The sequence below is a fragment of the Anatilimnocola floriformis genome, from assembly GCF_024256385.1.
Lineage (GTDB): Bacteria > Planctomycetota > Planctomycetia > Pirellulales > Pirellulaceae > Anatilimnocola > Anatilimnocola floriformis.
The window spans coordinates 1,482,373-1,508,437 of the sequence record NZ_JAMLFW010000002.1 but is presented as its reverse complement, the minus strand read 5'-3'; the positions used below and the strand labels follow the sequence as shown (position 1 = coordinate 1,508,437).

Annotated in this window: 21 protein-coding genes; 12 read left to right on the top strand and 9 right to left on the bottom strand. The window is 59.9% G+C overall.

Going from position 1 to position 26,065, the window contains the following annotated elements; all coding sequences use genetic code 11:
* Positions 1 to 15: 15 nt before the first annotated feature.
* Together M9Q49_RS30540 and M9Q49_RS30535 are read right to left on the bottom strand one after the other, a co-directional pair.
* The gene (locus M9Q49_RS30540; RefSeq protein WP_254513092.1) at positions 16 to 459 is read right to left on the bottom strand and encodes a tellurite resistance TerB family protein; all 444 of its coding nucleotides are present in this window, start codon (positions 457 to 459) and stop codon (positions 16 to 18) included.
* 61 nt (positions 460 to 520) lie between these two features.
* The gene (locus tag M9Q49_RS30535) at positions 521 to 964 is read right to left on the bottom strand and encodes a tellurite resistance TerB family protein (protein WP_254513091.1); all 444 of its coding nucleotides are present in this window, start codon (positions 962 to 964) and stop codon (positions 521 to 523) included.
* A gap of 292 nt (positions 965 to 1,256) precedes the next feature.
* On the opposite strand from M9Q49_RS30535, the gene M9Q49_RS30530 reads away from it, so the two are divergent.
* From M9Q49_RS30530 to M9Q49_RS30510, 5 genes are all read left to right on the top strand, one after another.
* A complete protein-coding gene (locus M9Q49_RS30530) occupies positions 1,257 to 2,051 on the top strand; it encodes a hypothetical protein (RefSeq protein WP_254513090.1) in 795 nt (264 codons plus the stop codon).
* Positions 2,052 to 2,072: 21 nt separating this feature from the next.
* Entirely contained in the window at positions 2,073 to 4,739 is a 2,667-nt protein-coding gene (locus M9Q49_RS30525; RefSeq protein ID WP_254513089.1) for a tetratricopeptide repeat protein, read from the top strand.
* Between the two features lie 136 nt (positions 4,740 to 4,875).
* The gene (gene uvrA, locus M9Q49_RS30520; RefSeq protein ID WP_254513088.1) at positions 4,876 to 7,707 is read left to right on the top strand and encodes an excinuclease ABC subunit UvrA; all 2,832 of its coding nucleotides are present in this window, start codon (positions 4,876 to 4,878) and stop codon (positions 7,705 to 7,707) included.
* Positions 7,697 to 8,599 (top strand): hypothetical protein, encoded by a 903-nt coding sequence (locus M9Q49_RS30515; protein WP_254513087.1) that lies wholly within the window; start codon positions 7,697 to 7,699, stop codon positions 8,597 to 8,599. The genes uvrA and M9Q49_RS30515 overlap by 11 nt, the downstream gene beginning before the upstream one ends.
* 24 nt (positions 8,600 to 8,623) lie before the next feature.
* A complete protein-coding gene (locus M9Q49_RS30510; protein ID WP_254513086.1) occupies positions 8,624 to 9,193 on the top strand; it encodes a Maf family protein in 570 nt (189 codons plus the stop codon).
* A 28-nt stretch (positions 9,194 to 9,221) separates the two neighbouring features.
* Here M9Q49_RS30510 and M9Q49_RS30505 read toward each other — a convergent pair whose 3' ends face one another.
* Positions 9,222 to 9,650, bottom strand: a complete 429-nt coding sequence (locus M9Q49_RS30505; RefSeq protein ID WP_254513085.1) for a dual specificity protein phosphatase family protein — start codon at positions 9,648 to 9,650, stop codon at positions 9,222 to 9,224.
* A gap of 528 nt (positions 9,651 to 10,178) precedes the next feature.
* Here M9Q49_RS30505 and M9Q49_RS30500 point away from each other — a divergent pair.
* On the top strand, positions 10,179 to 13,373 hold the full coding sequence (locus M9Q49_RS30500; RefSeq protein ID WP_254513084.1) for a hypothetical protein: 3,195 nt from the start codon (positions 10,179 to 10,181) through the stop codon (positions 13,371 to 13,373).
* 3 nt (positions 13,374 to 13,376) lie between these two features.
* Here the strand turns inward: M9Q49_RS30500 and M9Q49_RS30495 are convergent, their stop codons facing one another.
* The gene (locus tag M9Q49_RS30495; protein ID WP_254513083.1) at positions 13,377 to 14,045 is read right to left on the bottom strand and encodes a hypothetical protein; all 669 of its coding nucleotides are present in this window, start codon (positions 14,043 to 14,045) and stop codon (positions 13,377 to 13,379) included.
* 135 nt (positions 14,046 to 14,180) lie between these two features.
* On the opposite strand from M9Q49_RS30495, the gene M9Q49_RS30490 reads away from it, so the two are divergent.
* Entirely contained in the window at positions 14,181 to 14,837 is a 657-nt protein-coding gene (locus M9Q49_RS30490; RefSeq protein WP_254513082.1) for a hypothetical protein, read from the top strand.
* Positions 14,838 to 14,942: 105 nt separating this feature from the next.
* On the opposite strand, the gene M9Q49_RS30485 is transcribed toward M9Q49_RS30490, so the two are convergent.
* A complete protein-coding gene (locus M9Q49_RS30485; RefSeq protein ID WP_254513081.1) occupies positions 14,943 to 16,484 on the bottom strand; it encodes a toxin-antitoxin system YwqK family antitoxin in 1,542 nt (513 codons plus the stop codon).
* Positions 16,485 to 16,588: 104 nt separating this feature from the next.
* Entirely contained in the window at positions 16,589 to 18,238 is a 1,650-nt protein-coding gene (locus tag M9Q49_RS30480) for a sigma 54-interacting transcriptional regulator (protein ID WP_254513080.1), read from the bottom strand.
* A 562-nt stretch (positions 18,239 to 18,800) separates the two neighbouring features.
* Here M9Q49_RS30480 and M9Q49_RS30475 point away from each other — a divergent pair.
* Positions 18,801 to 19,292, top strand: coding sequence for a hypothetical protein (locus M9Q49_RS30475; RefSeq protein ID WP_254513079.1), 492 nt, complete (start codon positions 18,801 to 18,803; stop codon positions 19,290 to 19,292).
* A 195-nt stretch (positions 19,293 to 19,487) separates the two neighbouring features.
* Complete coding sequence (locus tag M9Q49_RS30470; RefSeq protein WP_254513078.1) at positions 19,488 to 19,955, top strand: hypothetical protein; 468 nt, start codon at positions 19,488 to 19,490, stop codon at positions 19,953 to 19,955.
* A gap of 210 nt (positions 19,956 to 20,165) precedes the next feature.
* Here the strand turns inward: M9Q49_RS30470 and M9Q49_RS30465 are convergent, their stop codons facing one another.
* The 3 genes from M9Q49_RS30465 to M9Q49_RS30455 all read right to left on the bottom strand — a co-directional run bounded on the left by M9Q49_RS30465 (position 20,166) and on the right by M9Q49_RS30455 (position 22,479).
* Positions 20,166 to 20,477: a P-II family nitrogen regulator gene (locus M9Q49_RS30465; RefSeq protein ID WP_254513077.1), complete on the bottom strand. Its 312-nt coding sequence runs from the start codon at positions 20,475 to 20,477 to the stop codon at positions 20,166 to 20,168.
* 108 nt (positions 20,478 to 20,585) lie between these two features.
* On the bottom strand, positions 20,586 to 20,987 hold the full coding sequence (locus M9Q49_RS30460) for a 2Fe-2S iron-sulfur cluster-binding protein (RefSeq protein WP_254513076.1): 402 nt from the start codon (positions 20,985 to 20,987) through the stop codon (positions 20,586 to 20,588).
* A 157-nt stretch (positions 20,988 to 21,144) separates the two neighbouring features.
* Positions 21,145 to 22,479, bottom strand: coding sequence for a citrate synthase (locus M9Q49_RS30455; protein ID WP_254513075.1), 1,335 nt, complete (start codon positions 22,477 to 22,479; stop codon positions 21,145 to 21,147).
* Positions 22,480 to 23,123: 644 nt separating this feature from the next.
* On the opposite strand from M9Q49_RS30455, the gene M9Q49_RS30450 reads away from it, so the two are divergent.
* The 3 genes from M9Q49_RS30450 (at position 23,124) to M9Q49_RS30440 (ending at position 25,976) form a co-directional block, all read left to right on the top strand.
* A complete protein-coding gene (locus M9Q49_RS30450) occupies positions 23,124 to 23,480 on the top strand; it encodes a hypothetical protein (protein ID WP_254513074.1) in 357 nt (118 codons plus the stop codon).
* 91 nt (positions 23,481 to 23,571) lie between these two features.
* The gene (locus M9Q49_RS30445) at positions 23,572 to 25,314 is read left to right on the top strand and encodes a DUF6798 domain-containing protein (RefSeq protein ID WP_254513073.1); all 1,743 of its coding nucleotides are present in this window, start codon (positions 23,572 to 23,574) and stop codon (positions 25,312 to 25,314) included.
* On the top strand, positions 25,311 to 25,976 hold the full coding sequence (locus tag M9Q49_RS30440; RefSeq protein WP_254513072.1) for an NUDIX hydrolase: 666 nt from the start codon (positions 25,311 to 25,313) through the stop codon (positions 25,974 to 25,976). Before M9Q49_RS30445 ends, M9Q49_RS30440 begins: the two co-directional genes overlap by 4 nt.
* Positions 25,977 to 26,065 lie beyond the last annotated feature (89 nt).

Below are 26,065 nucleotides of genomic sequence, written 5' to 3'. Positions count from 1 at the left end.
CGAGGTGAGCGCGCTCTAACCTTTATTCTTAATGACCATCACTTGCACGATGGTCTTGGCGCGGTTGCTGTCGATTTGCAGTTTGATCATCAATTCCTGCATCAGCTCCCGTTCCGATTGTTCCACGATGCCATCGGACAGGATCATGTCGGTGGCGCTGGCGAACACGGTTTCGCGCAGCTCGGGCGGGACGACGCTAACCGATTGCCGCATGAGTTCTTCGGGGCCGTTGCGCTTCAGCACACCGACCAACCGGTCGATCATGCTCTTGAAACGCTGCTCCGGCATGTGCTGGTAGAGCTTCATGCGGTTCAGCGTGTTGAACATCGCCGACATTTCTTCGTCGGCCAGATGGCCGTCGTGGGCAGCCGTCGACAGTAGAACGCCGGCAAATCCTTCCTGCGGGCCAAAGGCCTGCGGCGTGCCGAAATTCCCCAGCAGGTCGTCGAACATTCCCATCGGTCGCTACCTTTTCCGTCTGCGTTCTGGCTTGGTGTCTATCGCGGGGCGGCTGTCAGCATCAACCCATGTTTTTGATGACCATGACCTGCACGATCGTCTGGCAAGTCTTGGGGTCGAGGTTCAACTTGACTTGCAAGGTATTGATATAGTCCCGCTCGGCTTGTTCGGCCGTGCCGTCGGCGAGGACGATATTGCAGGCATTGGCAAAGGCTGTATCGCGCAGATCCGCCGGCAGATTTTCCAGGCTCCGTTCGAGCAGCGCCGGCACGCCGTTGCGTTTGGCGATGCCGAGAACCTTGTCGAGCGTCGAGCCGAACTGCTTTTCCGAAAGGCGTTGAAAGAGCTTCATCCGCAGCAGTGCGGCGACGAGTCCATTCACTTCGTCATCGGCAATGTGACCATCGCAAAAGGTCGCTCCAACGAGAATGCCGGCAAAGCACTCCTGCGGAGTGAGCCGAGTGCTCCCCTCCATCGAGTTGAACAAGCCGTCGAACAGTCCCATGCCCGTGACCTTCCCGACAAGAGGTAGCCGTTGCTCGGGCAACCGTGAATAAGAATTGCGGCAAGCAGCGAAAATCTATACTGCGTTTGATTACCGGGTTTTAATATTGCCGCAGTGACCACCAAAAATCAAGCAGAGAACGGCTGGCGATTTTTTGCCAGTTATTGCTTGAATACGATCTACCTAAGCAGTGGTTGTTCGGGCAAGTTTTAGTTGACCCCTTCAGCAAGATCGCGGTACAGTGACGGCACGGTCGCATCAGGGCAGCGGCTGTTTTTGTGAGGAACTGGCAATGTTTATGGCAACTCAACTGCGGCAGTGGACGCTGGCGGCCGGCCTGTTGATAGTCCCCTGCCTGGCCGGTTCGCTCGCAGCTCAGCAAGTGACCGTGAGCAGCCCGTTCAATAGCGTGGGGCATGGCTTTTACGAAGGCATTGGCACCAACTGGGGCGCGCGTGGTCCGGGTTGGTTCTTCAACTTCGGCGGCGGTGCGCCGGGAGTCGCGCCGCAGTTCGGCGGCTTCGACCCCAACGCCGGCGCGAATGGCGGCGTTGGTTTTCGCGGCGGCAATGTCAACGGCTTTTTGAACTTCACGGCGGGTCAGGGAGCCGACTCCACGTTTGTTTCTCAGACGCCCAGCGTGACGATTCCCAACGGCGGCAATGGCATGTTTATCGACGGCTCGTTCCGGCCGTTCGTCACCGGCATTGTGCCCGTGGTCGGCGCTCAGGCCGACAATTCCGATTCGAGTCCCCTGCGCGAACGCCTTCGTCGTTTGCAGTCCGGCGAAGTGAAAGTTCCTGTCCCTGAAGAAACCGCGAGTACGCCAATCGCTGGCGGAGGCGGGAACGCTCGCGGAAGTTCGGCTGAGCGCGGTGCGCAAAGTGTGGCCGCCATCAAAGCGCAAGCGGTTTCTGCGCAGCAGACGGAAGACACCGAGCTCGCCGCGATGCTCGAAAAAGCCCAAGGCGCCGAAGCGGCTGGTAAACCGGGCGTGGCGAAAGTCTTTTATCAAATGGCTGCCCGCCGCGCGACCGGCGCTCGTCAGCGTGAGATTCTCGCACGGCTCGAAGCGTTGCCCAAATAGCCTTCAACAAGAAAGTCTCGCATGCATTGGCGGACCCGGCTGTGGGGCGTGCTCGTCTCTCTTCTGCTGCTCACTCCTACTGTTGCGCAGGAGAATCCGCCAGCCGAAAAGCCGGCGTTTCCTTCGCTCGAAGCGGCCGTCAAAGCCCTCGGCGACGATGAGTTCTCGGTTCGGCAGCGGGCCAGTGCGTACGTCTGGAAGGTTGGCAATCCCGCCCTGCCGCTCCTCGAGCAGGCCGTGAAGAGCACCGATCCGGAAGTGCGCCTGCGGGGCAATCTCATCCTCCGCAACCTGCGTCTCGGCATCACGCCCGATTCGCCGATCGAGTTGCAGATCATGGTCTCGCAGTTTTACGACGGCGATCGCAACGCGCGGCTGCGTGTGATCAACGACTTGCGACAGAAGGGTGCCTTCACCACGCTATTCGGTTTGCTCAAGCTCGAAACCGATGCCGCCAGTAAGCAGCTTTATTTCAACAGCCTGCAAGCCGACATTCAGCGGCTGGCTCCGCAGATGATCGCCGCCAACGACTGGTCGATCCTGGAGCAATGCTTCGAGCTCGGCAAGAGCACCGACGTTGGCCGGTCGCAGTATGTCGCGTTTCTCTCGCTGCGCGATCAGCTGCCAGCCGAACTGAAAAAGGCCGAAGCCGAATTTGCCAAGAATCCAGCCGATGCCAACGCCGCGATCTTGCTCGCCGCGATGCTCCGAGCACGAGGCAACGGCGCGCAAGCCCTGCAAGTGGCGACCGCGGCCAAGACGCCGACGCAACTCTTCGTGCAAGGTCTGGCGCGCGAGCAAAAGTCTTGGGAGCAACTGCTTGGAACATACTCCACCAAATCAGACGTGCCGCGGGCGGAACTTTATCGCCTCGGCATGCGAGCGAGTTGCTATCGGCTGTTGGGAAAGAAAGAGCAGGCCGAAGAAACGCTGCAAGCGGTGTTCGCCGCCGCGCCTGGTGACGACATCTGGTACGCGGCCAAGATCGCGCTCCTCAACGACCGCCCTGCCGATGCGCTGAAGTTGCTCACCGACAGCGGCTTGCGGCCGATGGCATTTGAGTTACTCGTGCAGCAACAGCGGCACGACGAGGCGCTAAAGCTCGTGGGTGTGACCGACGAAACTGAGTTCGACGCGGCCTGGCTCAGTTCGCTCTCGGGCGACAAAGCAGTGCGAACCAGTCGCACCGTCGATCGCTTTTCGTTCGCGGTCACCATCGCCGCTGAACTGCGACTCCTCGGCAAGCAGAAGCAATATGCTGCCCTGCGCGAGTTCCTAGAAACCACCGCTTCAGTCGATGATTCGCGCGGCGCCTATTGGCTGGCCCTCGCGCGACTCGAACGAGCGCCCGGCCGGCAAAAAGAACATCTCAAAATCCTCAGCCGGGCCGCCGCGCCCAATCTGGCTGCCGTGATGAGCGCGGCGTTCACGGGCAAACGCCTGCAAAAAGCGCAGCTCTGGTGGGAGACGCTCAACGCCGACGGCCGTTGGCAAGAAATGGATGATCATCTGTTCGGCGTGGCCGTGGCGTTAATGCCGAAAACCTTCGAACGCTTCGTAACTGCCGATTGGCCGGCGATCGCCAAGCAGGCAAAAACCTTGGCCAATGATCCCGCTAACACTGCCGCCCAGCGCGGTCGGTTGCATGTGTTGCTCGCCGAAGCCTGGGCCGCTCGCGATAATCGCGCCGACGCGGAAACACATTTTGAAGCGGCCATCCTCGCCGATCCAGCCTCGGCCGAAGCCTATGGCGATTGGCTGTTTACCGGCGAGCGCTGGAGCGACGCGGCTGCGCAGTACGGCCGCGCCGTGGCGGCGAACCAAGGAAATCCACTTACCTGGTTTCTGCAAGGAACCTCACTCATCCGCAGTGGCGACGAAGCAGCCGGCCGCAAGTTGCTGCAGACTGCAAATCTGATGTGCCTCGATTCTCCTTCGCGCTATCAACTGGCCTTCGCGCTGCAGGAACGTGGTCTCCGCGACGAAGCTCGCGAGCAATGGCAGCTGTTGCAAAAGACCGGCAACCCGGAGGATCAATACGTCACGATCACCAATCAGCACCTGGGAAATATCATCGCGGAAAAAGAACCGCTCGCCGCAGCCGATCACTGGGAACAGCTTCGGTTTCACGTTCTCAAGCCGACGACCAACCTCACTGAACAATCAGGCTATCTCGACATTGCGCACTCATTGCATCGCACGCGGGCCCGCGGTTTGATCAGCAAAGAAGATCGCAGCCCAGCCGATACCGAGGCCGCTTTCGCGCTGCTCGCTCTCTGCGAACAGCTCCAGCCGGGCGAGATCAAGCTCGTCGAGGAGTTCTTCCCGCTCCTCAACAAGCAAGGACTGACCAAGGAAGCCGACAAGGTGTTCGAAGATTGCTTCGCGCTGTATCACAGTCAGACAAAGCAATATCCCGATAGCGCGAACATTCACAACCAGGCCGCCTGGGTTGCTGCGATCTGTGCCCGCCGATTAGATGAGGCACTGGTCCTCTCAGAACGGGCGGTGAAACTCGCGCCGGAGAATCCTTCCTACACCGACACGCTCGCCGAAGTCCACTTTGCCCGCGGCAATCGCGAACTCGCACTGGAATGGGCCCGCAAAGCGGCCGCCCTCGATCCTGGCTCGAAATTCTATGAAGATCGGCTGCAAGCATTCGCCAAACGCGAATTTCCGCAGCGCTAAGTCGCCAGTAATCTCCGCAATGTAGTCATCACGCTCCGCGTGGTGCGTCTTTTCGCCACCTGCCGCTCCGCACCATCCACGATAAAATGCGGGATGCGACACAGGTCGCGGGAACCGCTAGGTACAGGAACCAATCGTGGCGCAGGGTACGGACCAGATCGAATTGCGAGGCGTCGATGTGCATAACCTCAAGCACATCGATCTCGATCTGCCGCGCGGTCAGCTGATTGTGTTTTGCGGAGCGAGCGGCAGCGGCAAAACCAGCCTCGCCCTCGACACTCTCTACGCCGAAGGGCAGCGGCGATTTATCGAAAGCTTTTCGACCTACACCCGGCAGTTTCTGCAGCGACTCGAAAAGCCCGCAGCCGAGCGGATCGACGGCATCCCGGCAGCCATCGCCGTCACGCGGCAGGAAGCCAGCAAATCAAACCGCACCACGATCGGCTCGGCGACTGAGACCATCGATTATCTCCGCCTGCTACTAGCCCGCGTCGGCAAACTTTTTTGCCCCGGCTGCGGTCAGCCCATCGCCCGCGAATCGCCGCAAGACGCCGCCGCCGTGGTGAACGAACTCCCCGCCGGCACCAAGCTGCTCATCGTCGCGCCGCGAACCGGCGTATCGCTTTCGACGCTGCGAGAGCAAGGATTCGCTCGCGTCATTCTCGGCGGCAAAGTGATTTCGCTCGACCAGAAAACGCCGGAGCCGAATCAAGATGCCACGGTCCGCGTCGTGATCGATCGGCTCGTCGCTGGCGGAACCGATTCCCGCCGCCTGGTCGATTCGCTGGAAACCGCCTTCAAACAAACGGCAGGCCATGGCGAAGTTTGGTGGCAACCGCTCGCCGAAGCCGAGCCGCCGCAGCGCGCGGTTCAAAACGAAACGCTCGATGGGAGTGCGTGGAACGTTTGGAGTTTTGTCTCCGAACTCAAATGCCCGCGCTGCCAACTGCAGTTCATTCCACCCGAGCCGCGGCTGTTCAGTTTCAACAGCCCGCTCGGCGCCTGCCCGGCCTGCGAAGGCTTTGGGAACCTGATCGATCTCGATGGCGATCTGATCGTCCCCGACAAAGCAAAATCACTTCGCGACGGCGCGATCGCTCCCTGGACGACTCCGGCCTACGAGCATGAGCTGCAAGAGCTGCTCGCACTCGCCGCCGACTATCAATTGCCGGTCGATGTTCCTTATCACGATCTCACTGCCGAGCAATTAAACCTCATTCAAAATGGCGTGCCGGAGCGAAACTTCGGCGGGTTGGTTGGTTTTTTCGCTTGGCTAGAAAAGCACAAGTACAAGATGCCGGTGCGGGTCTTTCACAATCGATGGAAGAGCTCGCGCGTATGTACGACGTGCAATGGCGCTCGGTTGAATGCGCAAGCGCTCGCCTGGCGAGTCGGCGGTTTGAACCTTGCCGAGATTGCAGCCCTGCGGCTCGACCAGGGTGAAACTTTTTTCGCCGAGTTACCTCTGTCGCCGCGCGAGAAGCAAGTCAGTCGCACCATGCTCGAGCAAGTCCGCAATCGGCTGCGGTTTCTCGTGCAGGTCGGTCTCGGTTACTTAGCTCTCGATCGACCACTGAAAACGCTCAGCAGCGGCGAAGCGCAGCGCGTCGCGCTGACGTCGGCTCTCGGTTCAAGCTTGGTGAACATGCTGTATGTGCTCGACGAGCCGTCGGTCGGCCTGCATCCGCGCGATGTCGAACCGCTGGTGAAGTCGATCCGCGGCTTGCAACGGCGGGGCAACACCGTTGTCGTTGTTGAGCACGAAGAAGCCCTGATTCGCGAGGGAGATCAGATTGTCGAGATCGGTCCCGGCGCGGGCGAACTCGGCGGCAAGGTGACATTTCAAGGGACACTACCCGAGTTGCTCGTGGCGAAGGGAAGCTCGACGGGCGATTTTCTCGCGGGTCGGCGCGGCGTATCGCGCCCCGGCAAACGCCGCGAACCGCGCGGCACGATTCGCCTGGTCGGTGCACGAGGAAATAACCTGCAACGGCTGAACGTGGATTTTCCGCTCGGTGTGCTCTGCCTGGTGACCGGCGTGAGTGGCGCGGGGAAAAGTACGTTGGTGCAGGAGACGCTGTACGGCGCGCTTTGTCGCCGTAAGCAAAAAGATTGCGACACGCCGCTACCGTACGACGATATCCTCGGTGATGGGAAGATCGACGACGTGATTCTCGTCGATCCGAGCCCGGTCGGTCGTTCGCCACGTTCGAATCCGGTGACATACATCAAAGCCTTCGATGAAATTCGCAAGGTCTTTGCCGAGACCGTCGAAGCCAAGACGCGCAACTTCACGGCGGGGCATTTCAGCTTTAATGTCGACGGTGGCCGTTGCGATACTTGTCAGGGGGAAGGGGCGATTCAGGTCGAGATGCAGTTCCTCGCCGATCTATATATGAAGTGCGGAACCTGCGGCGGTGCGCGCTATCGGCGCGAGGTGCTCGCGGTGACTTATCGCGGCCGTAACATTGCCGAAGTACTCGATATGACCGTGCGCGAAGCCTTTTCGTTCTTCCGCGGTCAGCCCAAGGTGCAAGGCAAGCTGAAACAACTGATCGACGTCGGCCTCGACTACCTGCGACTCGGCCAGGCCGCGAACACGCTCTCTTCCGGTGAATCCCAACGCCTGAAACTCGCCGCGCACCTGTCGGAAGCAACACGCAATCGCACGCTGTTTCTGCTCGATGAGCCCACGACCGGTTTGCACTTCGCCGATGTCGTGCAGTTGCTCGATTGCTTCGATGCGCTCCTCGCCATCGGCCATTCGCTGATCGTGGTCGAGCACAACCTGCAGCTGATGCGGGCCGCCGATTATTTGATCGATCTGGGGCCCGGCGCGGCCGAGCAGGGCGGAACCGTCGTCGTGCAAGGAACGCCCGAAGAGGTTGCCGCGTGTGAAGCGTCGCACACCGGCCGTTATTTAGCCGAATCGCTCCGTTCACTCGAGGAGGTAGCCGATGCCGGCTGAAATCGCTTTTGATCCCGATGTTTTCCACGGCGAATTGACCGTCAATCGCGCGCAGGTTTTCGTCCGCGCGCCGCGCAGCGCGGAGCTCGCCGATTGCACGTTGCATGGTTATGTGCACGGGCCACGCTGCGAGTTCTCGCACACGCTGCCGGCGAAATACGTGCTGACCGATCTCGGCGCGGGGCCGACATTGCTGGCCCGCACGACAATCACCGATCCGTGTTACTGGACCAGCGACCTGCCGCATCTGTACGACGTGCACATCGAGCTCCGTCGCGGCAGCGAAGTGCTCGCGAGCGAGAAGCGCCAGATCGGCCTCCGCGGCATCGGCGCCAAGAGCAGCGGCGAACTCGTCCGCGAGAGCAAAGTTTGGGTGCCGCGCGGCGTAGCCATCGATTTATTGCCCGAACTGAATTTGGTGGATCATCTCCGCAGCGAAGCGCTCGTCGGCCTTTGTTCATCGCCGTCGCTTGATTTGCTGAACGAAGCGTCGCGCCGCGGTGCTTGCCTGATTGTTGCCGTGTCGGCCGATCGCAGCGACTTTCACGAAGCACTCCGCAGCCTGGCCCGCTGGCCTGCCGTGATGATGGCCATCGTGCACGGCGAAACGCTCGACTCCAGCCTGCGACAAGTCGCGCCCAATCTGTTGCTCGCGCAGCAGATTCCACCGGGTGACGCGACGATCGGCTATCAGCCTGCTCCCTGGGCACATTGCATCGTCGTCGACGAAGCCGGGCCCTTTCCCAAGCTGCCGTTGCCAGTACTTGCGCTGCGCATCGCGGCAGAGAGCGCCGGACGAAGCGATTGCGATCAGTTGCAGCGCGACCTGGCCCCGCGCGGACAGTTTGCCGGTTATCTGGTCGATTCAGCAGCCGCCCGTTCCAGAATCTGAAGTCCGATCATCGGAGCAACGCGTATGTCGAAACCACATCTGATTCTGGCCAGCACCTCACCGCGGCGGCGGCAACTGCTGGAAGAAGCCGGCTATTCGTTCGAGGTTCAACCGCCTCACGACTCTGCCGAGTGTGGCATTTGCAGTCGCGAAACGCCGCCCGAAATGGTTGCTCGCCTGGCCTTTCAAAAAGGGGCCGACGTCGCGCTGCGAACCGAGCAAGGCTTGATTGTGGCCTGCGATACGGTGGCCGAGTGCTGTGGGCACATTCTCGGCAAACCAAAGAATCAGCAACACGCCCGCGAGATGCTGCAGCTCATGTCAGGCCGAGAACATCGCGTTTACAGCGGCCTCTGCCTCTGGCCACGGCCCGGCCAAGAACATCACGTGCAAGTCGAAGTCACGCGGCTCGTCATGGACTCGCTCGCGCCGGATCTCCTAGAGGATTATCTGGCCACCGATGCCTGGGAAGGGAAGGCCGGCGCATTTGGTTATCAAGACGGACTCGACTGGGTGCATGTGGTTGAGGGGAGCGAATCGAACGTTGTTGGACTGCCGCTGGAACTGCTTGAGCGGATGTTGGCAAGTATTTAGATTCGCTGTCGTGCAATCAATGATTCATTTAAGGAATCATTCGCTGCTGAATCTCTCTCACCTGCGACCATAAGAGCGGTGATACATCGTGCGGCCTGTCGGTAGTGACCGACATCAAACATTCATCCGCCGCGCGACCAGTGACGACAGCTAACGCCGCCGCAGCGATCGCCGGCGAACGACTCATGCCCGCGCTACAAGCCACCAGCGTGCGAAACTCGAGGCGTAGCAAAGAGACTAGGCAGCGAATTGCGGCTTCGATGATCTCGGTCGAGTTACCGTCTCCGTCAACCAATGGAATACGGCAGTAAATCAACTCGCGCGAGAGTTGCGCCGCCGGTTCATTCAACGCAAGATCGACCACGGCAGCGATCCGATATTCGTGGAGCTGCCGCAGATCGCGAATGTCCAGCGCGTTGCCGAGAAACAATCTGTCGGAATGAATGGCGTTGATCATAGAAATCAATTGTCGCTATTGACCATTTCAATCAATCACCGGCGCAGTAAACATTGATGATTCGCTCGTCGCGGTGATTAATAAATGCAAACGAATCTGAATTGTTGATAGTCCCGTCAATTCTTTCGCGACCACTTCGCGGGAAACCGCGGCTTATCCCATGTCTTAGGGATGGTCTGCATCAGCTGGTAGTAGCGGCACCAAAATGTTGAAAATTGGACTAAACCCCGCCGAAGAACTGGTTATGCGGTAGCCAAAGGCTGCCGCCGCGACATGGTTTGGTTCCATGTCCGCTCAACAACTCCTTAGGGACGAGGGGCAGCCTGTTGTTGAGCCTCCTGAAAATCTGTATTTGATTTGGTCATTACAGCCTGAACGTTCAAGCGTTGAATTCCTGGTGGGCAGCCGGGAAGTTCCTCGTAGCCCGGCACGTCGTCGTGGTGCATTGCATCATTGGCGAACTGCCGGGCTGCGGGCTCAACGCCGCGAGCGACAGGAACGCGCCGAGGCGGCGGGTCAGTTAGAAGAATGTCTCAGAATCAGCGGGGTCGTGCTACGACCAAGCGCCGTTTGCAATTGGAATCGCTCGAAAGCCGACAACTCTTGACGGGCATCCCAGAAACCTGGAGCTCGCCGGCAGGCGCTCTGTTTGTCGACACCGGCGATGCCTGCGTCTGGCTCGGCAATGTAACTCCAGCCGCAGAATCAGCGAGCACGGCAAATGCCGCGAGCACTCTGTCCCTGCAATCGCTCGAACTGCCAACGGCAAACGCGGACAATCCCGCCATCGAAGAAGAGTGGGTGCTGCCGCAGAACTCCTTCGTCACCTCCGGCATTTGGCCGACGACGGTGAATGGCCTGGCGAATTTTTCCTGGGGCGTGCCGACAAAATTCCAGTCGCTGGTCAAAGCCGAAGTCGTAGTGATCTCGCGCAGCAACACGAGCGCGACGTTCTTCAGCGCGCTATCGGAGGGTTTGACGGGCGACCTCAGCACCAATGTGGTGAAGCGGTACAGCACGGTGCAGCCGTTAGTGATGCAGACGGGTGTCATCAACAAAGTTGACGTGACCGAGCTGTTTACCGGCGCGAACCTGACGGCTGGTGTCGATCAGCTTGCCATTCGCTTTCAAGCTAATAAAAACGCGCTCAGTGCGGTGCAGATCGTTGGCCTGCGTTTGACATATCAAGCCACCGCAGGCAGTGGCGGCTCGAGCACGACGGGCCCGGCAGGACCACAAGGTCCAGCGGGTCCGGCAGGAGCGACGGGCGCTGCCGGCGCGACTGGTGCTACCGGAGCAACGGGGGCGGTGGGGCCGCAAGGTCCGGCGGGAACCGCTGGCGCTACGGGAGCAACGGGCGCGACAGGCGCTGCGGGAGCCACTGGCGCTGTCGGGCCGCAAGGACCACAAGGTGCAACGGGTGCGCAAGGTCCTATCGGCCTGACAGGCTCGACGGGCGCGCAAGGCCCGATGGGGCCGATTGGTTTGACGGGAGCTGTGGGCGCAACGGGTGCCACTGGTGCGACAGGTTTAACGGGTGCCACAGGCGCTCAAGGTCCTCAGGGAGCGACCGGAGCCACAGGTCCTCAAGGCCCAGCGGGGCCAACAGGTGCGACGGGCGCTGCCGGAGCCGATGGTGCTGTCGGGCCGCAGGGAGCAAACGGCGCGACAGGAGCGCAGGGTCCTATCGGTCTGACGGGCTTAACGGGCGCGCAAGGCCCGATGGGGCCGATCGGTTTGACCGGTGCGACGGGAGCCACTGGTTTGACAGGCGCGCAAGGTCCCGCGGGACCACAGGGCGCGACAGGATCCGTAGGTCCTCAAGGGCCCACTGGTTTGACCGGAGCCACTGGATCGACGGGTGCGCAAGGACCGGCAGGTCCACAAGGTTCAACGGGGGCCACTGGTGCCGCAGGAGCTGACGGCGCGGTTGGACCGCAAGGACCACAAGGCGCGACCGGGGCAACTGGCTTGACGGGTGCAGCGGGCGCTCAAGGTGCTACAGGTGCACAAGGCCCAGCTGGACCACAAGGTGCTACAGGGTCAACAGGCTTGACGGGTGCCACTGGATCGACCGGCGCTACAGGTGCGCAAGGACCGGTAGGTCCACAAGGCTCAACGGGGGCCACTGGTGCCGCGGGCGCTGACGGCGCGGTTGGACCACAAGGTCCCCAAGGCGCGACCGGGGCTACAGGTTTGACGGGTGCGACAGGGGCGACAGGAGCGCAAGGGCCTCAAGGCAGTACAGGGGCAACTGGCGCGCAGGGGCCGGCGGGACCTCAAGGAGCAACCGGAGCCGTTGGTCCGCAAGGGCCGACGGGATCGACTGGATTGACGGGGGCTGCGGGAGCTGATGGCGCGATCGGGCCGCAAGGTCCTCAGGGCGCGACCGGCGCAGTGGGGGCTACGGGCGCACCAGGATTAACAGGAGCCACGGGAGTGCAAGGGCCGGCGGGTCCCCAGGGAGCAACAGGTGCTACTGGCGCGCAAGGTTCTACAGGTCTAACGGGCGCGACCGGCGCAACGGGTGCTCAAGGGCCCATTGGTTTGACAGGCGCGGCAGGTGCCGATGGCGCAGTGGGAGCAACGGGGCCGCAGGGACCCGCGGGTCCTCAAGGAGCAGCCGGAGCACAAGGCGCTGCGGGCGCGCAAGGGGCAACTGGATTGACGGGTGCGACCGGCGCCACGGGAGCAACAGGCCCTCAAGGGCCGGCAGGCCCCACCGGACTCACGGGGGCGACGGGGGCCGCTGGCGCTGATGGCGCGACAGGTGCACAAGGTCCTCAAGGGGCAACTGGTTTAACAGGTTTGACGGGAGCCACGGGAGCGCAAGGGCCAATAGGTTTGACGGGAGCAACAGGCGCTACTGGCGCGCAAGGTCCTCAAGGCGCGACGGGGCTCACCGGTGCAACGGGAGCCGCGGGTGCTGCTGGGGCCACCGGTGCACAGGGACCTCAAGGTGCCACAGGCCTGACAGGAGCCACAGGCGCCACGGGCGCGCAAGGGCCCATTGGTTTGACCGGGGCCACGGGTGCAACAGGAGTGCAGGGACCTCAGGGCCCAACGGGGCTGACAGGAGCCACGGGTGCAACGGGTGCACAAGGGCCTCAAGGCGCCACAGGTGCGACGGGCGCGCAAGGTCCAACTGGTTTGACAGGAGCAACCGGCGCGACGGGAGCCACGGGTCCTCAAGGTCCTGCCGGCGCTGCTGCATCGACGATCACCGACAGTACGCTCACGGGGGATGGTTCCGTGGGGAATCCGCTCGGCATTGCGACAGGTTTGCTATCCGGCTCGGGCACGGTCAATCAAGCGAGCAATCCGGTTGACTGGACGAAACTGAAAACCGTGCCAGCCGGTTTCGCCGATGGGGTGGATGATGGCCTCACGACCGCCCAGGTCAACGCGTTGCTGACGCCGCCGGCCTTCACCGCGCCGACGCTGCTCAACTCGTGGGCGAACTACGGCAGCGGTTACTCGACCGCCGGCTATTACAAAGATGCGATGGGTATCGTTCACCTGCGCGGTGTGGTGGCCTCGGGGAGCAGCACCATCTTTACTCTGCCCGCCGGCTATCGGCCGGAGTTCAACGGGATGTTCAGCACCGTCACCGGTCTGCTTAACCTGGGCCGCATCGACGTGATGTCCAACGGCAACGTCGTCTTCGTCGCCGGCAGCAACATCTACGCCAGCCTCGACGGCATCACGTTCCGCGCGGCGTAGTGCTTATTTCCAAAAGCGAGCCTGGGGCACAATCGCTTTGTGCTCCGGATCGAGCCGCAAACCATACAGTTCGCAGCCGATGGCCAGGAGTTGATAGACCGGGAGGTGCAAGGACTGAGGATGGCGACTGAGGCTCAGCTCGAGCGGCCTCCAATCCTTGGGGACCACCAGCAAAGGAGTCAGGCCCACGAATTCACCCGGCACGGCAGTGATTTCCTCGTTGAGCGACATTCGCTCGGCGAGCGGCAGCGCGTGAAACCACTGCAGGATCTCTGTTTTGTCTTGCCAGGTCCGTGCCAAGTCGGGGGTCGTTAGCCAGAGGCAACCCAAACGATATTCCAAGACATACTCCGATCCGTGCAGCGCGAGGGCCAGGGCTGCCGCTGCTGGCAGGTTTTCGAACTGGAATGAAACCTCGCGTTGCCAGAACTTTTGCAAGGTCTCGGTGGAAATCGCCAAGCGCGGATCGACTTGCAAGGGCGGTAAGTTTTCGCGCTCGCAAATCTGCGTAAATATCTGTTCGCGCGTCGACTGGCTGTGAAACTCGTGATGCGTATTGAGCAACCGTTGACGAAACTGCTGTCGGCGCAGCCCGTCGTAGGTTGCTGGCAAATCCCAATCGGCCATTTGACGCATCAAACCGTCGTTGATCCGCACTCCATTGCGTGACATCAGTTCGCCGCGGGAGAAAAGCAGCGTTTGCGTGTTTTCACCAGCGTCTGTTTCATAAACCCACCTGCTGTCGGGCAAGCCATCGGTCCATTGACCGCGCAAATGGGATTCTGGCGACTTGCGATACCAGGGCCCATGTCGCTCTCCCGCTTGAAATCCATCGAAGCCGACGGGCTCGGTCGCGCCCTCACGCCAGAGCGTTTCGGAAATGATGCGACCTTGCTCATCGTACTCCGTGACTTTTCGGGTCAGGGCATTCAGCTGTTGCTCTTTCTGCCACAACTGCCCGTTGCGAAATGTCTGCTTGAACGCGGGCCCGAGCTGCCAAGTACCAACGGGCTGGCCGTGCTCGTAATAACTGGTTTCAACTACCGCGCCATTGTGTGGATCGAACTGCTGCCATTCGCCGTGTTGCTTGCCGGCAAAATAGCTTCCTGTTTCGCGGGGCTTGCCGGTGTGAAAACAGGATTGATAGGGGCCATGCAACTCGCCGCGCGAGAAATGAGCGAGGATAAGTCGTTTGCCCGCGCAATCAAAAATCTCGCACTCGCCGTGATGTTGATATCCCGACCAACCGCTCCTTCGAGCCAAGCCTTTGGCTTTGGCGGGGCGCGCGAAGTGGAGTTTGACCGCTTCGCCGCCGTAAGGTCCTCCCTGCTGAACGCTCATTTCCGTCCAGAGATAATCACCTCGGCCCAGCAAACAGCGAGCATGACCGGGCGAGAACTGTGGCGGAACCGTTTCGACCTCCAGCGGGATTTGCCACCAGACTCCAAAGCCAACGCACGCTAAGGTAACAACGATCGCCAGCGAGCGGAGCGAAAAATTTAGCCCCGATGTTCTCGCCCTGGCTGGATCGTAGGGAGTACGCATGATCGGCAGGTGGAATGTTTGCGCCTACGGCTTACTGTCACGAACTGTCTGAGGCGGCTCTGTGATGGGAACCAGCAGTAACTGATCGCCCGAGCGACGCAGTTGGAGTCGATGAATTTCGCAACCAACGGCCAGGCATTGATGAAACCACAGGTGATACCAATTGCGATTGTCATCTAACTGCAACAGGGACGGCGGGAGTTTCTTAGGCGCGACAAGGTGCGGTGGATCGCCAAAATTCCAGTAGCGAATGAATTCAGCGAAGTCGGTAAACGACGAACGGACGATGAGGTACTCCTGCTGTTTTTTCTCGGAGAGCGAGTAGTACCAGTCGAGCACACCCGTTTCATCTTTCCACGCGCGGGCCAGTTCGGGAGTCGTCAGCCAGAGACACTCCAAGCGGTAGTCCAAAACCAAGCCGGTCCCTTGCAAGGCGAGCACGAGTTCCGCCGATACCGGTCCATGCGCGCAGCGGAGTGAAACATGACGCTGCCAGAGTTGCTTCAGCTCTTCTGGATCAATGATCAACCGCGGGTCGACTTGCAACGGCGGCAGGTCGGCGCCGTCGTTAGCGATTCCGAAAATCTCTTCTCGAGTCAGTGGGGCATGATCGATTCCTATAACATGCTGCAATTTCTCAAGTAGCTCGCTGCATTGTTTTCCTGCGCGCGATTCGAGCGCTGCTTGATTGGCGAGCTGCCGCGTCAAATGATCGTTGACTGGCTCGCCGTCGAGCGCGAGCAATTCTCCGTGGCGAAATTTGAGCGTGTGGAAGTTGTTGTAACCGCGATCGAGAATCCACTCTCCCTCGGCTCGCCCATCGACCCATTGGCCGCGCAGATGCTCATTAGCATCCTTGCGATACCAGGGTCCGTGGCGCTGGCCCGCTCGAAATAGATCCAAACCGATCGGCTCGGTCGGGCTTTCACCCCAAATCGTGATTTTGGCGATTTTCTCCTGATCGTCGTATTCGGTAACCCGCCTCAGGTGGGCGCTATGTCGCAGTTCCTCTTGCCATCGCAAACCGTTGCGATAAGTCGTTTTCACGGCGCTGCCGTCAGTCCAAGTGCCGACTGGCGCACCGCGCTCGTAGTAGCAGGTCGCCCCTAACTTGCCCGACTCGAGATCGAAGTGCTGCCATTTGCCGTGCTGTTTGCCAGCGAGGTATTCGCCGATCTCGCGCGGTTGACCGTTCACAAACCACGAACGATACGGGCCCTCCAGTTGCCCACGCACGTATTGGGCCTCGATGATCTTTGGCCCCGTGCGATCGTAGATTTCGGCTTGGCCGTGCAGCTGATGTTCTGACCAACCGCTCCGCCGAGCAATACAGCGGGCAGATGCCGGTTGCAGATTCTGGGCGGCGATGATCTTTGGATCTACGCCCGTCAAACACATGACTCGGGGCTTCTTGCCCGGCACAAATTCAATGGGAACCGCCGTCACCACAATCGGCAGTTGCCAGCAATAGCCGAAGGCGACGGTCGTCAGCGTGAGGGCAATAGCCAGCGTGCGCAATGAGAATTGCAGCCAAGAGAAACGCACGGTTGCCGAAGAGGTGGCCATACCACCAATTCGGCGGCGGCAGGGGAATTATTCCCGGCTGCCGGAAATATATGGCGGAGTAGCACACAAGCTGGGGAACCGCCGCCGCGATGGCGTGAAACGGCCTACAGCAAACCGAATTTCTTCATCTTGTTGTAGAGGGTTACGCGGCTGATGCCGAGTTCAGCGGCGGTTTCCTTGCGGCGGAAGTTGTTCCGCTGCAGGGCGTCTTCGATGATGCGTTGTTCAAGCACATCGACGCGGGCTTCGAGCGACGCGCTGCCAGAAGTAGCGACGCGAGCTTGGCTCATGGGGCTCATCATGGGGCCCATGGATTGCGGTTCGTGCGCTGACTGAGAGGACGCATAAGAACCGGCATAGGTCGGCATGTTGTGAGGCTGTTGCGGCAGCGGCATTGGCGACGACGAAGGCCGATGCATTTGCGGCGGCGCGTTTGGCGTGCGCGGACGAACGCCCATGCCGACCGGAATCGGGCCCGAGATGTTCGTCAGCGGATAGCGTTCTTCCGGCACGACGATCGGCGGCAGTTCGTGGCTGATCGACTGATATTGCGGCAGCATCTGACCTTGCACGGCCTGGCGAATGGAGGTCGGCAGGTCGTTGACGGTCAGCACGCCCCGTTGGCAATACAGCACCGCGCGGCGAACGACGTTTTCCATTTCGCGGACATTGCCCGGCCAGTTGTAAGCGCGGAGGGCTTCGAAAAAGCTTTGATCGATCGAGCGGAGCGGGATCGAGTGCGTTCGGCTGTGATCGACGGCGAACTTACGAATGAGATACTCGATATCCCACGGACGCTGACGGAGCGGCAGCAAGTGGAAGTTGAGAATGTTCAAGCGATAGTACAAGTCCGTGCGGAAGTTGCCGCTGCGAACGAGCTCTTCGAGGTTGTAATTCGAAGCGACGATGAGGCGAGCCTGGCTGTATTGCGTTTCGTTGCTGCCGACCGGTTCGTATTCGCCGGTCTCGATCACGCGGAGCAGCTTGGCTTGCTGTTCCATCGGCAGCACGTCAATTTCGTCGAGCAACAGCGTGCCGCGGCCGGCGGCGGCGAATTTTCCTTCGCGGTCGCGATCGGCGCCGGTGAACGCGCCTTTCACATAACCGAAGAGTTCGCTTTCGATCAGATCAGGCGGCAACGCACCGCAGGCGACGTTGCAGAAGCGATCTTCGCGACGTTCGCTCAGTTCGTGGATGAGCTTGGCGAGAAACGTCTTGCCGCTACCGGTTTCGCCGATCAGCAGCACGGTCACGTTGTGCCGGGCAGCGACCTTGATCTCTTCCATCGTGTCGAACATTTCGGGCGTGAACGTGATCAGCGACCGGCTGCGGCCGTGCAGTTCCTTGTGCGGCATCTGGCTCCAAAAGCCTTGCAGCTCGCCTTCGATGTCTTGCCGATTGGCCAGCAGTTTGCGGAGCTGTTCGTAATCGATAGGCATGGCCACGCAATGATCGATCGACTTCTCGGCCAGCTTTTGTAAGCGCGGCGGGCAGTCCTTGGCGAGCAAGCCATAGACGGGCGAGTTCTCGACGGCTTCGTCGAGTTCGGCGACAAAGCGTCCTGCCGAATATTCGCCGAGCGTCTCTTGGCCCAAGTGGACCACGACCGGTGCGGCCGGATGAGCCGTTAGCGTCGACGGCAGCGTGGCGAGCGAGTCGCATGGAAAAACCTGAAACTTCCCTTCGAGCTGCGCTTGCAATTCGAAAATCAGGTTTTGATCACGAGTCAGGCTGATCAAGGCGGAAGTCGTCATCGGAGCACCATCAATCCAGCGCGAAGAGCACTGCACTCAAGGAAATATTTCTGACAAACTGTGTAGTCACAGCAACATGACTGCTCGGCAAAACCACATTTCTCTGCGACAAACTGTCGCCGAAGTGTTGCAAAGTTGCGCAGTGCTGTTAACTTCCACGCTAGTCGGATGGCAAACTTTACCGAACGCAAATCAGCCTTAACGCCGGGAAATCTTGTGAAACGCGTCCGGTTGTAACGGCTGTGCCGATGGGCCTAGCGGACCGTTGCTGCGCGAGTGTCTCGGGCTGTTAAAAGCCGAGTCAATTTGTTCAAAGTTTGAGGTTTAAGGTTTAACGTTTGGGCGAAAACGTTCACGCCTCAAGTGCTATCACAGGCCTGATCTCCGCTGAAAGCAGGCAGATTGTGAAACTTTGCAGCCCTTGCCGCTTTCGCAGGTCCTGCCAAAGAAAATCGAAACTCCGTCTTCGCGGGTCGATGCAATGAGTGCTGAGTATTGCTTATTGCCAACCAACGGGTCCCGTCCCGGATCCCGCTTTCGACTCTCGCTGCGGAGTTCATCCATGCATGCTTTGTTGTTGACCGTGCTCGCACTCGCTGGCGGTGACGGCTATCCGATGTCCACGCACATGAACGCGCAGATGGCCGCGCAGCCCGCGATCGATTCGCAAGTCGCGCAGGCTGGCTTTCATGGCGGCGGCTGCGATTCCTGCGGCGGCGGCAATTCGAAATACAAGCAGCCGCACTGGATGATGCCGCAAAGCTGCTACAACCCGAAATACGGTTGCTACGGCGCCGATCGGCACATGAACCGCTATCCGGCGTTCTCGGGCACTTACTATCGCCGGCCGTACAACTATCGCAACGTGTTCGACTATCCGTGGCACGCCGAGATGCACGAGCCCACGTCGTTCTTCTCGTATCACGTGAACGCGGCGCAGCAACCGCGGCCCGCGGCCCAGCAGCTGGGACCAGCGAATGCCCAGCAACAGCCCTTCTATCCTGCGCCGACGGCTGAGAGCGCCTCGCAAGGGATTCAGACGCTGCGTCGCTAACCGCAGGCGAGTCACTCCCTGACTCGCCACGGAATGGCCCACGAGTTGCAACTCCTCCTCAGCGATTCGCGTCCGGCAACATTCTCCGCGTGTGAGGCTAACCTCGCACGCAGCGTGGAGAGTGTTCTGGCCGCAACCAAGCCAGCTTGGCTGCATGTCTGCCAGGCTGCTTTTTCGCAGGAAGGGAGATGCAACATGACGCAAGATTTGAAGCATCAGTCCGATGTAGATCTGAAATCACACGTCGACAAACTCGAGACCGCACTGCTCACTCCAGTGTTGTCTGGCGAGTTAGTCGCCTGGATCAATGCGGTTCAAGACACGGCCGACGATGTAGCCGAGCAGTTGAGTCCTTTCTTCGAAGGGCTGCATTCCGATTTTACGGAAATCGCGAAGTCCGATAATGAGCTGCTATCGCACGTGCAGCAGATGGTCGAATGCGAGCAGAAGCTGCTGCAGCGACACGAAGACTTTCGCCGCAATCTGCACTTGCTCGCCGAGAAGGCTTCGCGAGTTCGCAGCGACGAAGCCAAGATCGGTGACGAGCGTGCGAAGGTCGAACGTCAAGGGACCGAACTCCTCACCGATCTCAAGCGATTGCAAACCGCGGCGAGCACGTGGTTGCAGGAAGCGGTCTATCGTGATCGCGGACCGGTCGACTAGTTAGCATGGATTGCGCCCCGCAATCCATGTCGCGCAGCGACAAGAGGCATCCTGTTGAACGTCGCAGCTTGAGCGACGTTCGCCATCGGCGAACTTTTCAGGCTGGAAATTAAAGCCGGGTTCGCTTGCGGCACTGACGAATATAGCTGTGCCTCTTTTCGCTGGCGCGACGTCGATTGCTGAAGCAATCGATGCTATCCGCAGGTCGCTTTAGCCCAGCGGGTGAAATGCCTTAACTGGCAGCACCATGATCTTGCCGTCGCCTAAACGGCCGGTGCTGGCGGTTTGCTGAATGAGCTCGAGCACTTCTTGCAGCCGACTGTCGTCGACCCAAACTTCGATTTCGAGCTTCGGGAGAAAGGCGAGCGCGTACTCTGTCTCGCCGTATTGGTTCAGATAGTCCTTTTGCCGGCCATAGCCGCGGACTTCGCGAACGGTGAGAGCCTCGACCGGCGCTCGCAGCAGCGCTTCGATCACAGGCTCTGCCAGATGCGGTTTGACGACAGCGAGGACTTGCTTCACTCAACTCACCGTTTGTATTACTCCCTCGCCTCGGTACTCCGGGGAGAGGGTTGGGGTGAGGGGCCGAGCTGCGAGTTTAACCCCGCGTCTCGTGAAACGTAAACGAACCTAGCTGAAGAAGTTCTCGCCGAACAGATTCACTTCGGGCCCGCTCTCAACCGTGATATCGCCTTGGACCACCGTGCAGCAGGCGAGCCGCATTTCTTCTTCGTGGCCGATGTAAGCGAGGGCGGGGATCGGATCCGGCACTGGCGTGGGAAGAACCGTCTTGAACTTCAACCACTCAGCCATCGTCAGCTTGTTGGTGTTTTCGATCCCGGCGGTGATCAGCACGCGGCAGGTGCCGCACATGCCCATCCCTTTGCAGTTCATAAACCGATTGACCGAAGCGCCAATGCCGTTCAAACCTTGGTTCAGGTTGATGCCGGCCTTGATGGCTTCGTTCCGCAGGTTGGCCCCGACGGGAACTTCGATTTCTTTCTTCTCTTTGGTGAACTTAACGAGGGGCATGGCGGGGAAGGGGCTAGAGGTTAGAGATGAAGAGATTAGGAAATCAAATTCCGAACTCCCTCTCCTCGGTCCTCCGGGGAGAGGGCAGGGGTGAGGGACTGGCGGCTCAAATCGCCTCAGCCATCATACCCCGCTGCCATTTACGGGTTAAGCCCGATTACCGCTTCTCGATCGACTTAAACTCGCGTTCGGGCGCACCGGTATAGATCTGCCGGGGGCGATAGATCCGCTTCGTGGGGCTCTTGTGCATTTCCACCCAGTGGGCAATCCAGCCGGGCAACCGGCCCATGGCGAATAGCACCGTGAACATCTGCATCGGAATGCCGAGGGCCCGATAGATCACGCCGCTGTAGAAGTCGACGTTGGGGTACAGCTTGCGCTCGATGAAGTATTCGTCGCTAAGGGCCACTTGTTCGAGCTGCTGAGCAACGTGAAACAGCGGGTCGTCGACCTTGAGCTTGGCCAGCAGTTTGTCGCAGGCTTGCTTGATGATTTTGCAGCGGGGATCGAAGTTCTTATAAACGCGATGGCCAAAACCCATCAGGCGGAAGTTGCTCTTCTTATCCTTCGCCATGGCGACCGATTTGCCGACGTCGCCGCCGTCGGCAATGATCTTTTCGAGCATTTGCACCACGGCTTCGTTGGCTCCGCCGTGCAGCGGACCCCACAGCGCACTGATGCCTGCCGAGATCGACGCGAAGAGATTGGCATTCGACGAACCAACCATCCGCACCGTCGAGGTGCTGCAGTTTTGCTCGTGATCGGCGTGGACGATGAGGAGCAGATTCAGCGCGGCCACCGCATCGGCATCGAACTCATACGGTTCGCAAGGAACGGCGAACATCATTTGCAAAAAGTTCTGGCAGTAGGTCAGATCGTTTTGCGGATAGATGAACGGCTGACCGGCCGATTTCTTATAGCTATAAGCCGCGATCGTTGGCAGCTTGGCGAGCAGGCGGTGGATCGAAACTTCGACTTGCCGTGGATCCATTGGATCGAGCGAGTCTTGATAAAAGGTTGAGAGGGCGCTGACCACCGACGACAGAATCGCCATCGGGTGGGCGTCGCGCGGAAAGCCGTTGTAAAAGGCCCGCATTTCCTCGTGAATCATCGTGTGGCGGCGAATCGAATTTCGGAACGTTTCGAGTTCCGCCTGCGTGGGCAATTCGCCGTAGATCAGCAGGTGGGCAACTTCCAAAAAGTCGCAGCCCTGCGCGAGTTCTTCGATGGCATAACCGCGATACCGCAGAATGCCGCGGTCGCCGTCCAAAAACGTGACCGCCGAGGTGCACGAACCAGTGTTCGCATAGCCGTCGTCGAGCGTGATGTGCCCGGTCGAGGCGAGCAGCTTCGAAACGTCGACGCCCCGTTCATTTTCCGTCCCGATGACAACCGGCAGGTCGAATTCTTTGCCTCCCAGGCGCACATGGGCTGGCTCTGCTAGTTTGATTCCGTCGATTGGCTTGTCCGACCCCTTGGCAACTTCTGCCATGCGATTCCCTTTCGTCCCACCCGTTAAATACCGGGAGTACCCGAAAAATGCCGGGAGTACCCGATTAAACTGCTACTCATCGATGCCGCCGCGCCCGTTTCCGCAGTATACCGCTGAAACCCCCGGTAAGTGAAGCGGCGGTAAATGACGAGCGCGACAGAATTAGTAGTGGAAATGTTGGAGTCCCAACTTTAGCCGGTCTTCTGCCTGCCACCTGAGGCAGCCAACAAAAGCCGGAACTGCAACAACGGCTGGCCATTTTGTCCCTAAGTCACAGGGCAGCACGTCAACAGCACCGCACCGTCGCAAACGGGTATAGTGATCGATAGCACCCTCGCGCGAGTTCATTTAGGAAGGCAGCCGCTATGCGCTCTCGATTTACGCTTCTGGTCGCACTCCTACTGGCTGTTTGCTCGCAACCGATCGCCTGGGCAGATCTCCCCCTCCCGAACAATTTCACTTACACCCAGCCATCAGTCAAATTCACGGGCGTTGACGAATTGAACAAGGAGTACGTGTTCCACCTGCGGTTCCTGACTTTCCACGGCGGTCCAGTTCACCCGCACACATACGTCGAGATTAAGGATTCAGAATCCTTTCAATTGAGGTCAGAACGGCGGATCACAGATTTTCAACTCCTCGCGATGAAGCGCGAAGAATTTGCCAGCCGAGTCAAGAAAGATCCTTCGCTGAAATGGCTGACCGACGAAGCCGAGGGAGTCCTCAGCGTGAAAATCAATCCTCCCAGCACGATCGTCGAGAAGAGTAAATCAGGCAAGACGACGCAATACGCGGTTACGCTGAAGGACGGAAAATTGGCGGTCGAAACCGAACTCCCGGATCGCGAAATGGTGCCGCCACCTCAGTCGCGTTGGTGGATGAATCTGATTGCGGCCATCGCCATGTCGGCCGCCGCTGTTACGCTCGGCTGGCGGCTGAGAGCACTCTTTGCTCGCAAGTCAGCAACCCCGCCCCTGTCGGTCGCCGCGGGCATTCGGTAAGGCGAACTCCCAGCGCCCGGCGAAAATGGGAGGATCGAAGTGCTGCGAAGCCCGTCCTACTGACTGGCGACTTTCCGGGCGAGGGATTAGTTTGAAATATTCCGCCGCACAGTCGTTGACGATTCCCACCTCGTTTCCCAAAACCCTCCTGATTCCTGTGATCTCGCGCCCTTCTCCCCCGCTGCTGGAAGTAATCGATTCCGGCGCGGTGCGCAGTTACGGCTGGAAGCTGGCCGCCGTCGAGACACTCTTCATTCTGCTGCTGTTTTTTCTGATCGCCGGTTCGCCGCCGCCGGGCGTTGGCGAATCGCATTACCTGCCGAAGGCCAAACACTATTGGGATCCGGCTTGGTGCCGCGGCGATCTCTTTTTGGAATCTGCCGATGCTCACCTGACGTTTTATTGGTGCTTTGGCTGGGTGACGAAATTCTGCTCGCTCACCGCGACGGCTTGGATCGGCCGCGGCGTGACTTGGCTGCTCCTCGCCTGGTCGTGGCAACGGCTGAGCGTGGCCCTCGTGCCAAAGCCCTTGTTTTCGATTCTCAGCGGCGGCCTGCTGTTGATCTTCACGCGCTGGTTTCATCTCGCCGGCGAATGGATCATCGGCGGCATCGAAGCGAAGAGCTTTTCCTACGTATTCTTTTTTCTATCGCTCGAATGCCTCGTGCGCCGGCGGTGGACACCCGCCTGGCTGCTGATGGGAACGGCTGCGGCCTTTCACGTGCTGATCGGCGGTTGGGGCTGCTTGCTCCTCGGCGGCGTGTGGCTGATCGAATTGTTTTTGAAGCCGAAGGCCGAAACGCCCAGTCTGTGGCGAATGGCTCCTGCTGTGATCGGCGGATTTATTCTCTCATTGCCCGGCCTGCTCCCCGCCGTGCTCCTCAACCGCGGCGTCGAATCGGATGTCGCTCGCGAAGCAGCCACCGCCTACGTCTTCGAACGCCTCGGCCATCATTTGGTCTTTCACCGCTTCGATCATTTTTTCATGGCCCGCCACTTGGTGCTGCTCATCACCTGGGCCGTGCTCGCCTGGCAACAACGGCACGATGTGCGACTCCGAGCGCTCCACATCTTCACGCTCGGCGCTGTGCTGATGGGACTCTGTGGCGCGATCATCGATCAATCGCTCCTCTATCAGCGCGAGCTGGCCGCAAAGTTGCTCCGTTACTATTGGTTTCGCCTCAGCGACACCATGCTCGCGGCCAGTGTCGCCATCGCGCTCGCGCAAGAAATCTCTCGCCGCCAACAGTCACGGCCGGCGGTCTTTGGGGTCTTGGTTTTTCTGGCAATTGTTGCTGTCGGTGCAGATGTCGCGCTAACGGTGCAGCAGCGCAATGAAGTTCGCGTGCCAGCCGCGTTCCTGCAGCCGAAACCAACGCAGACTCCCGCGACCAAAGACGAACAGGCGGTCGCCGAAATGCTGCTGCCGGAGTTATTTGAGCGCTGGCAGGATGTTTGTTTGTGGATCAAGTACGAAACGCCGAGCGATGCGCGTTTCCTCACGCCGCGGCGGCAGCAGACCTTTAAGTGGTATGCCCAGCGGCCTGAAGTAGTGAACTGGAAAGACGTGCCGCAAGACGCCGCGGGCCTCGCAAAGTGGAAAGCCGCCATGGATGAGGTTTATCCGCGAGCCACATTCGAAGATGACTTGGCCGCGCACATCGAGCCGCGGCTGCTCGCCATCGCGCATAAATACAATGTGAAGTACATCGTGCTCGATCGGACGCGAGCCAAACGCGGCTTGAATTTTCCGCGTGTCTATCCCGCCGTCCACGCTCAGAACCCGGCCTATGAAGTGTACGCCGTGCCCCCTCTGCCAAAGGTGGGGCCATGAGTAACAGCAACTTCGTCATGCCCGCCGCACTTGCGATGTCGGCCGAGCAACTCGCCGATCACTTAGCCGAGCAGATCGCCCGCGGCTTGCCGGGCCGCGCGAGTCAAACGCCCTTCTCGCCGCAACTTTCCTTCGGCCGGCACTTCGGTCCGACGACCCGCGAGTTTCGCGAAGCCGCCGTGCTGCTGCTTCTCTATCCGAAAAACAACTCCTGGTACTTGCCGGCGATCTTGCGACCCACGCACATGAAATCGCACGCGGGACAAGTCGGCCTTCCCGGCGGTATGGTCGAAGCCGGCGAATCAAGTCAGCAAACCGCGCTGCGCGAATACGCCGAAGAACTCGCTCCGCGCGAAGTGTCTCATCGAGTGCGCGTCGTCGGCGAGCTCTCGCCGATCTATGTCTGGGTCAGCAACGTCCTCGTTCGCCCGCACCTCGCCCTGTGCTTCGATCCCCCCACCTGGCAACCCAACCCCGGCGAAGTTGCCGAGGTCGTCGAAGTCCCTCTCACTAGTCTTTTCGATCCCGCCGCCCGCGGCACGACTCACATCGACCGCCACGGCCTGGCCTTCACAGCGCCGCACTTCCAAATCGCCAATCGCGCCATCTGGGGAGCCACCTGCATGATGCTGGGTGAACTCGCAGCAGTGTTGGCGCGATGAGTTTGGAGGCGCATACGCCCCGCCGCTTTTTGGTGCTGCCGCACGTTAGTTGACCTGGCGTCTTCGCGCTCAAACCTTCGCCTTACGGC

What these genes read in the sequence shown, in the direction of transcription:
- M9Q49_RS30540 (WP_254513092.1), bottom strand. Translation starts at nt 459, where the DNA reads ATGGGAATGTTCGACGACCTGCTGGGGAATTTCGGCACGCCGCAGGCC.
- M9Q49_RS30535 (WP_254513091.1), bottom strand. Translation starts at nt 964, where the DNA reads ATGGGACTGTTCGACGGCTTGTTCAACTCGATGGAGGGGAGCACTCGG.
- M9Q49_RS30530 (WP_254513090.1), top strand. Translation starts at nt 1,257, where the DNA reads ATGTTTATGGCAACTCAACTGCGGCAGTGGACGCTGGCGGCCGGCCTG.
- M9Q49_RS30525 (WP_254513089.1), top strand. Translation starts at nt 2,073, where the DNA reads ATGCATTGGCGGACCCGGCTGTGGGGCGTGCTCGTCTCTCTTCTGCTG.
- M9Q49_RS30515 (WP_254513087.1), top strand. Translation starts at nt 7,697, where the DNA reads ATGCCGGCTGAAATCGCTTTTGATCCCGATGTTTTCCACGGCGAATTG.
- M9Q49_RS30510 (WP_254513086.1), top strand. Translation starts at nt 8,624, where the DNA reads ATGTCGAAACCACATCTGATTCTGGCCAGCACCTCACCGCGGCGGCGG.
- M9Q49_RS30505 (WP_254513085.1), bottom strand. Translation starts at nt 9,650, where the DNA reads ATGATCAACGCCATTCATTCCGACAGATTGTTTCTCGGCAACGCGCTG.
- M9Q49_RS30500 (WP_254513084.1), top strand. Translation starts at nt 10,179, where the DNA reads ATGTCTCAGAATCAGCGGGGTCGTGCTACGACCAAGCGCCGTTTGCAA.
- M9Q49_RS30495 (WP_254513083.1), bottom strand. Translation starts at nt 14,045, where the DNA reads ATGTCACGCAATGGAGTGCGGATCAACGACGGTTTGATGCGTCAAATG.
- M9Q49_RS30490 (WP_254513082.1), top strand. Translation starts at nt 14,181, where the DNA reads ATGTCGCTCTCCCGCTTGAAATCCATCGAAGCCGACGGGCTCGGTCGC.
- M9Q49_RS30485 (WP_254513081.1), bottom strand. Translation starts at nt 16,484, where the DNA reads ATGGCCACCTCTTCGGCAACCGTGCGTTTCTCTTGGCTGCAATTCTCA.
- M9Q49_RS30480 (WP_254513080.1), bottom strand. Translation starts at nt 18,238, where the DNA reads ATGACGACTTCCGCCTTGATCAGCCTGACTCGTGATCAAAACCTGATT.
- M9Q49_RS30475 (WP_254513079.1), top strand. Translation starts at nt 18,801, where the DNA reads ATGCATGCTTTGTTGTTGACCGTGCTCGCACTCGCTGGCGGTGACGGC.
- M9Q49_RS30470 (WP_254513078.1), top strand. Translation starts at nt 19,488, where the DNA reads ATGACGCAAGATTTGAAGCATCAGTCCGATGTAGATCTGAAATCACAC.
- M9Q49_RS30460 (WP_254513076.1), bottom strand. Translation starts at nt 20,987, where the DNA reads ATGCCCCTCGTTAAGTTCACCAAAGAGAAGAAAGAAATCGAAGTTCCC.
- M9Q49_RS30455 (WP_254513075.1), bottom strand. Translation starts at nt 22,479, where the DNA reads ATGGCAGAAGTTGCCAAGGGGTCGGACAAGCCAATCGACGGAATCAAA.
- M9Q49_RS30450 (WP_254513074.1), top strand. Translation starts at nt 23,124, where the DNA reads ATGAAGCGCGAAGAATTTGCCAGCCGAGTCAAGAAAGATCCTTCGCTG.
- M9Q49_RS30440 (WP_254513072.1), top strand. Translation starts at nt 25,311, where the DNA reads ATGAGTAACAGCAACTTCGTCATGCCCGCCGCACTTGCGATGTCGGCC.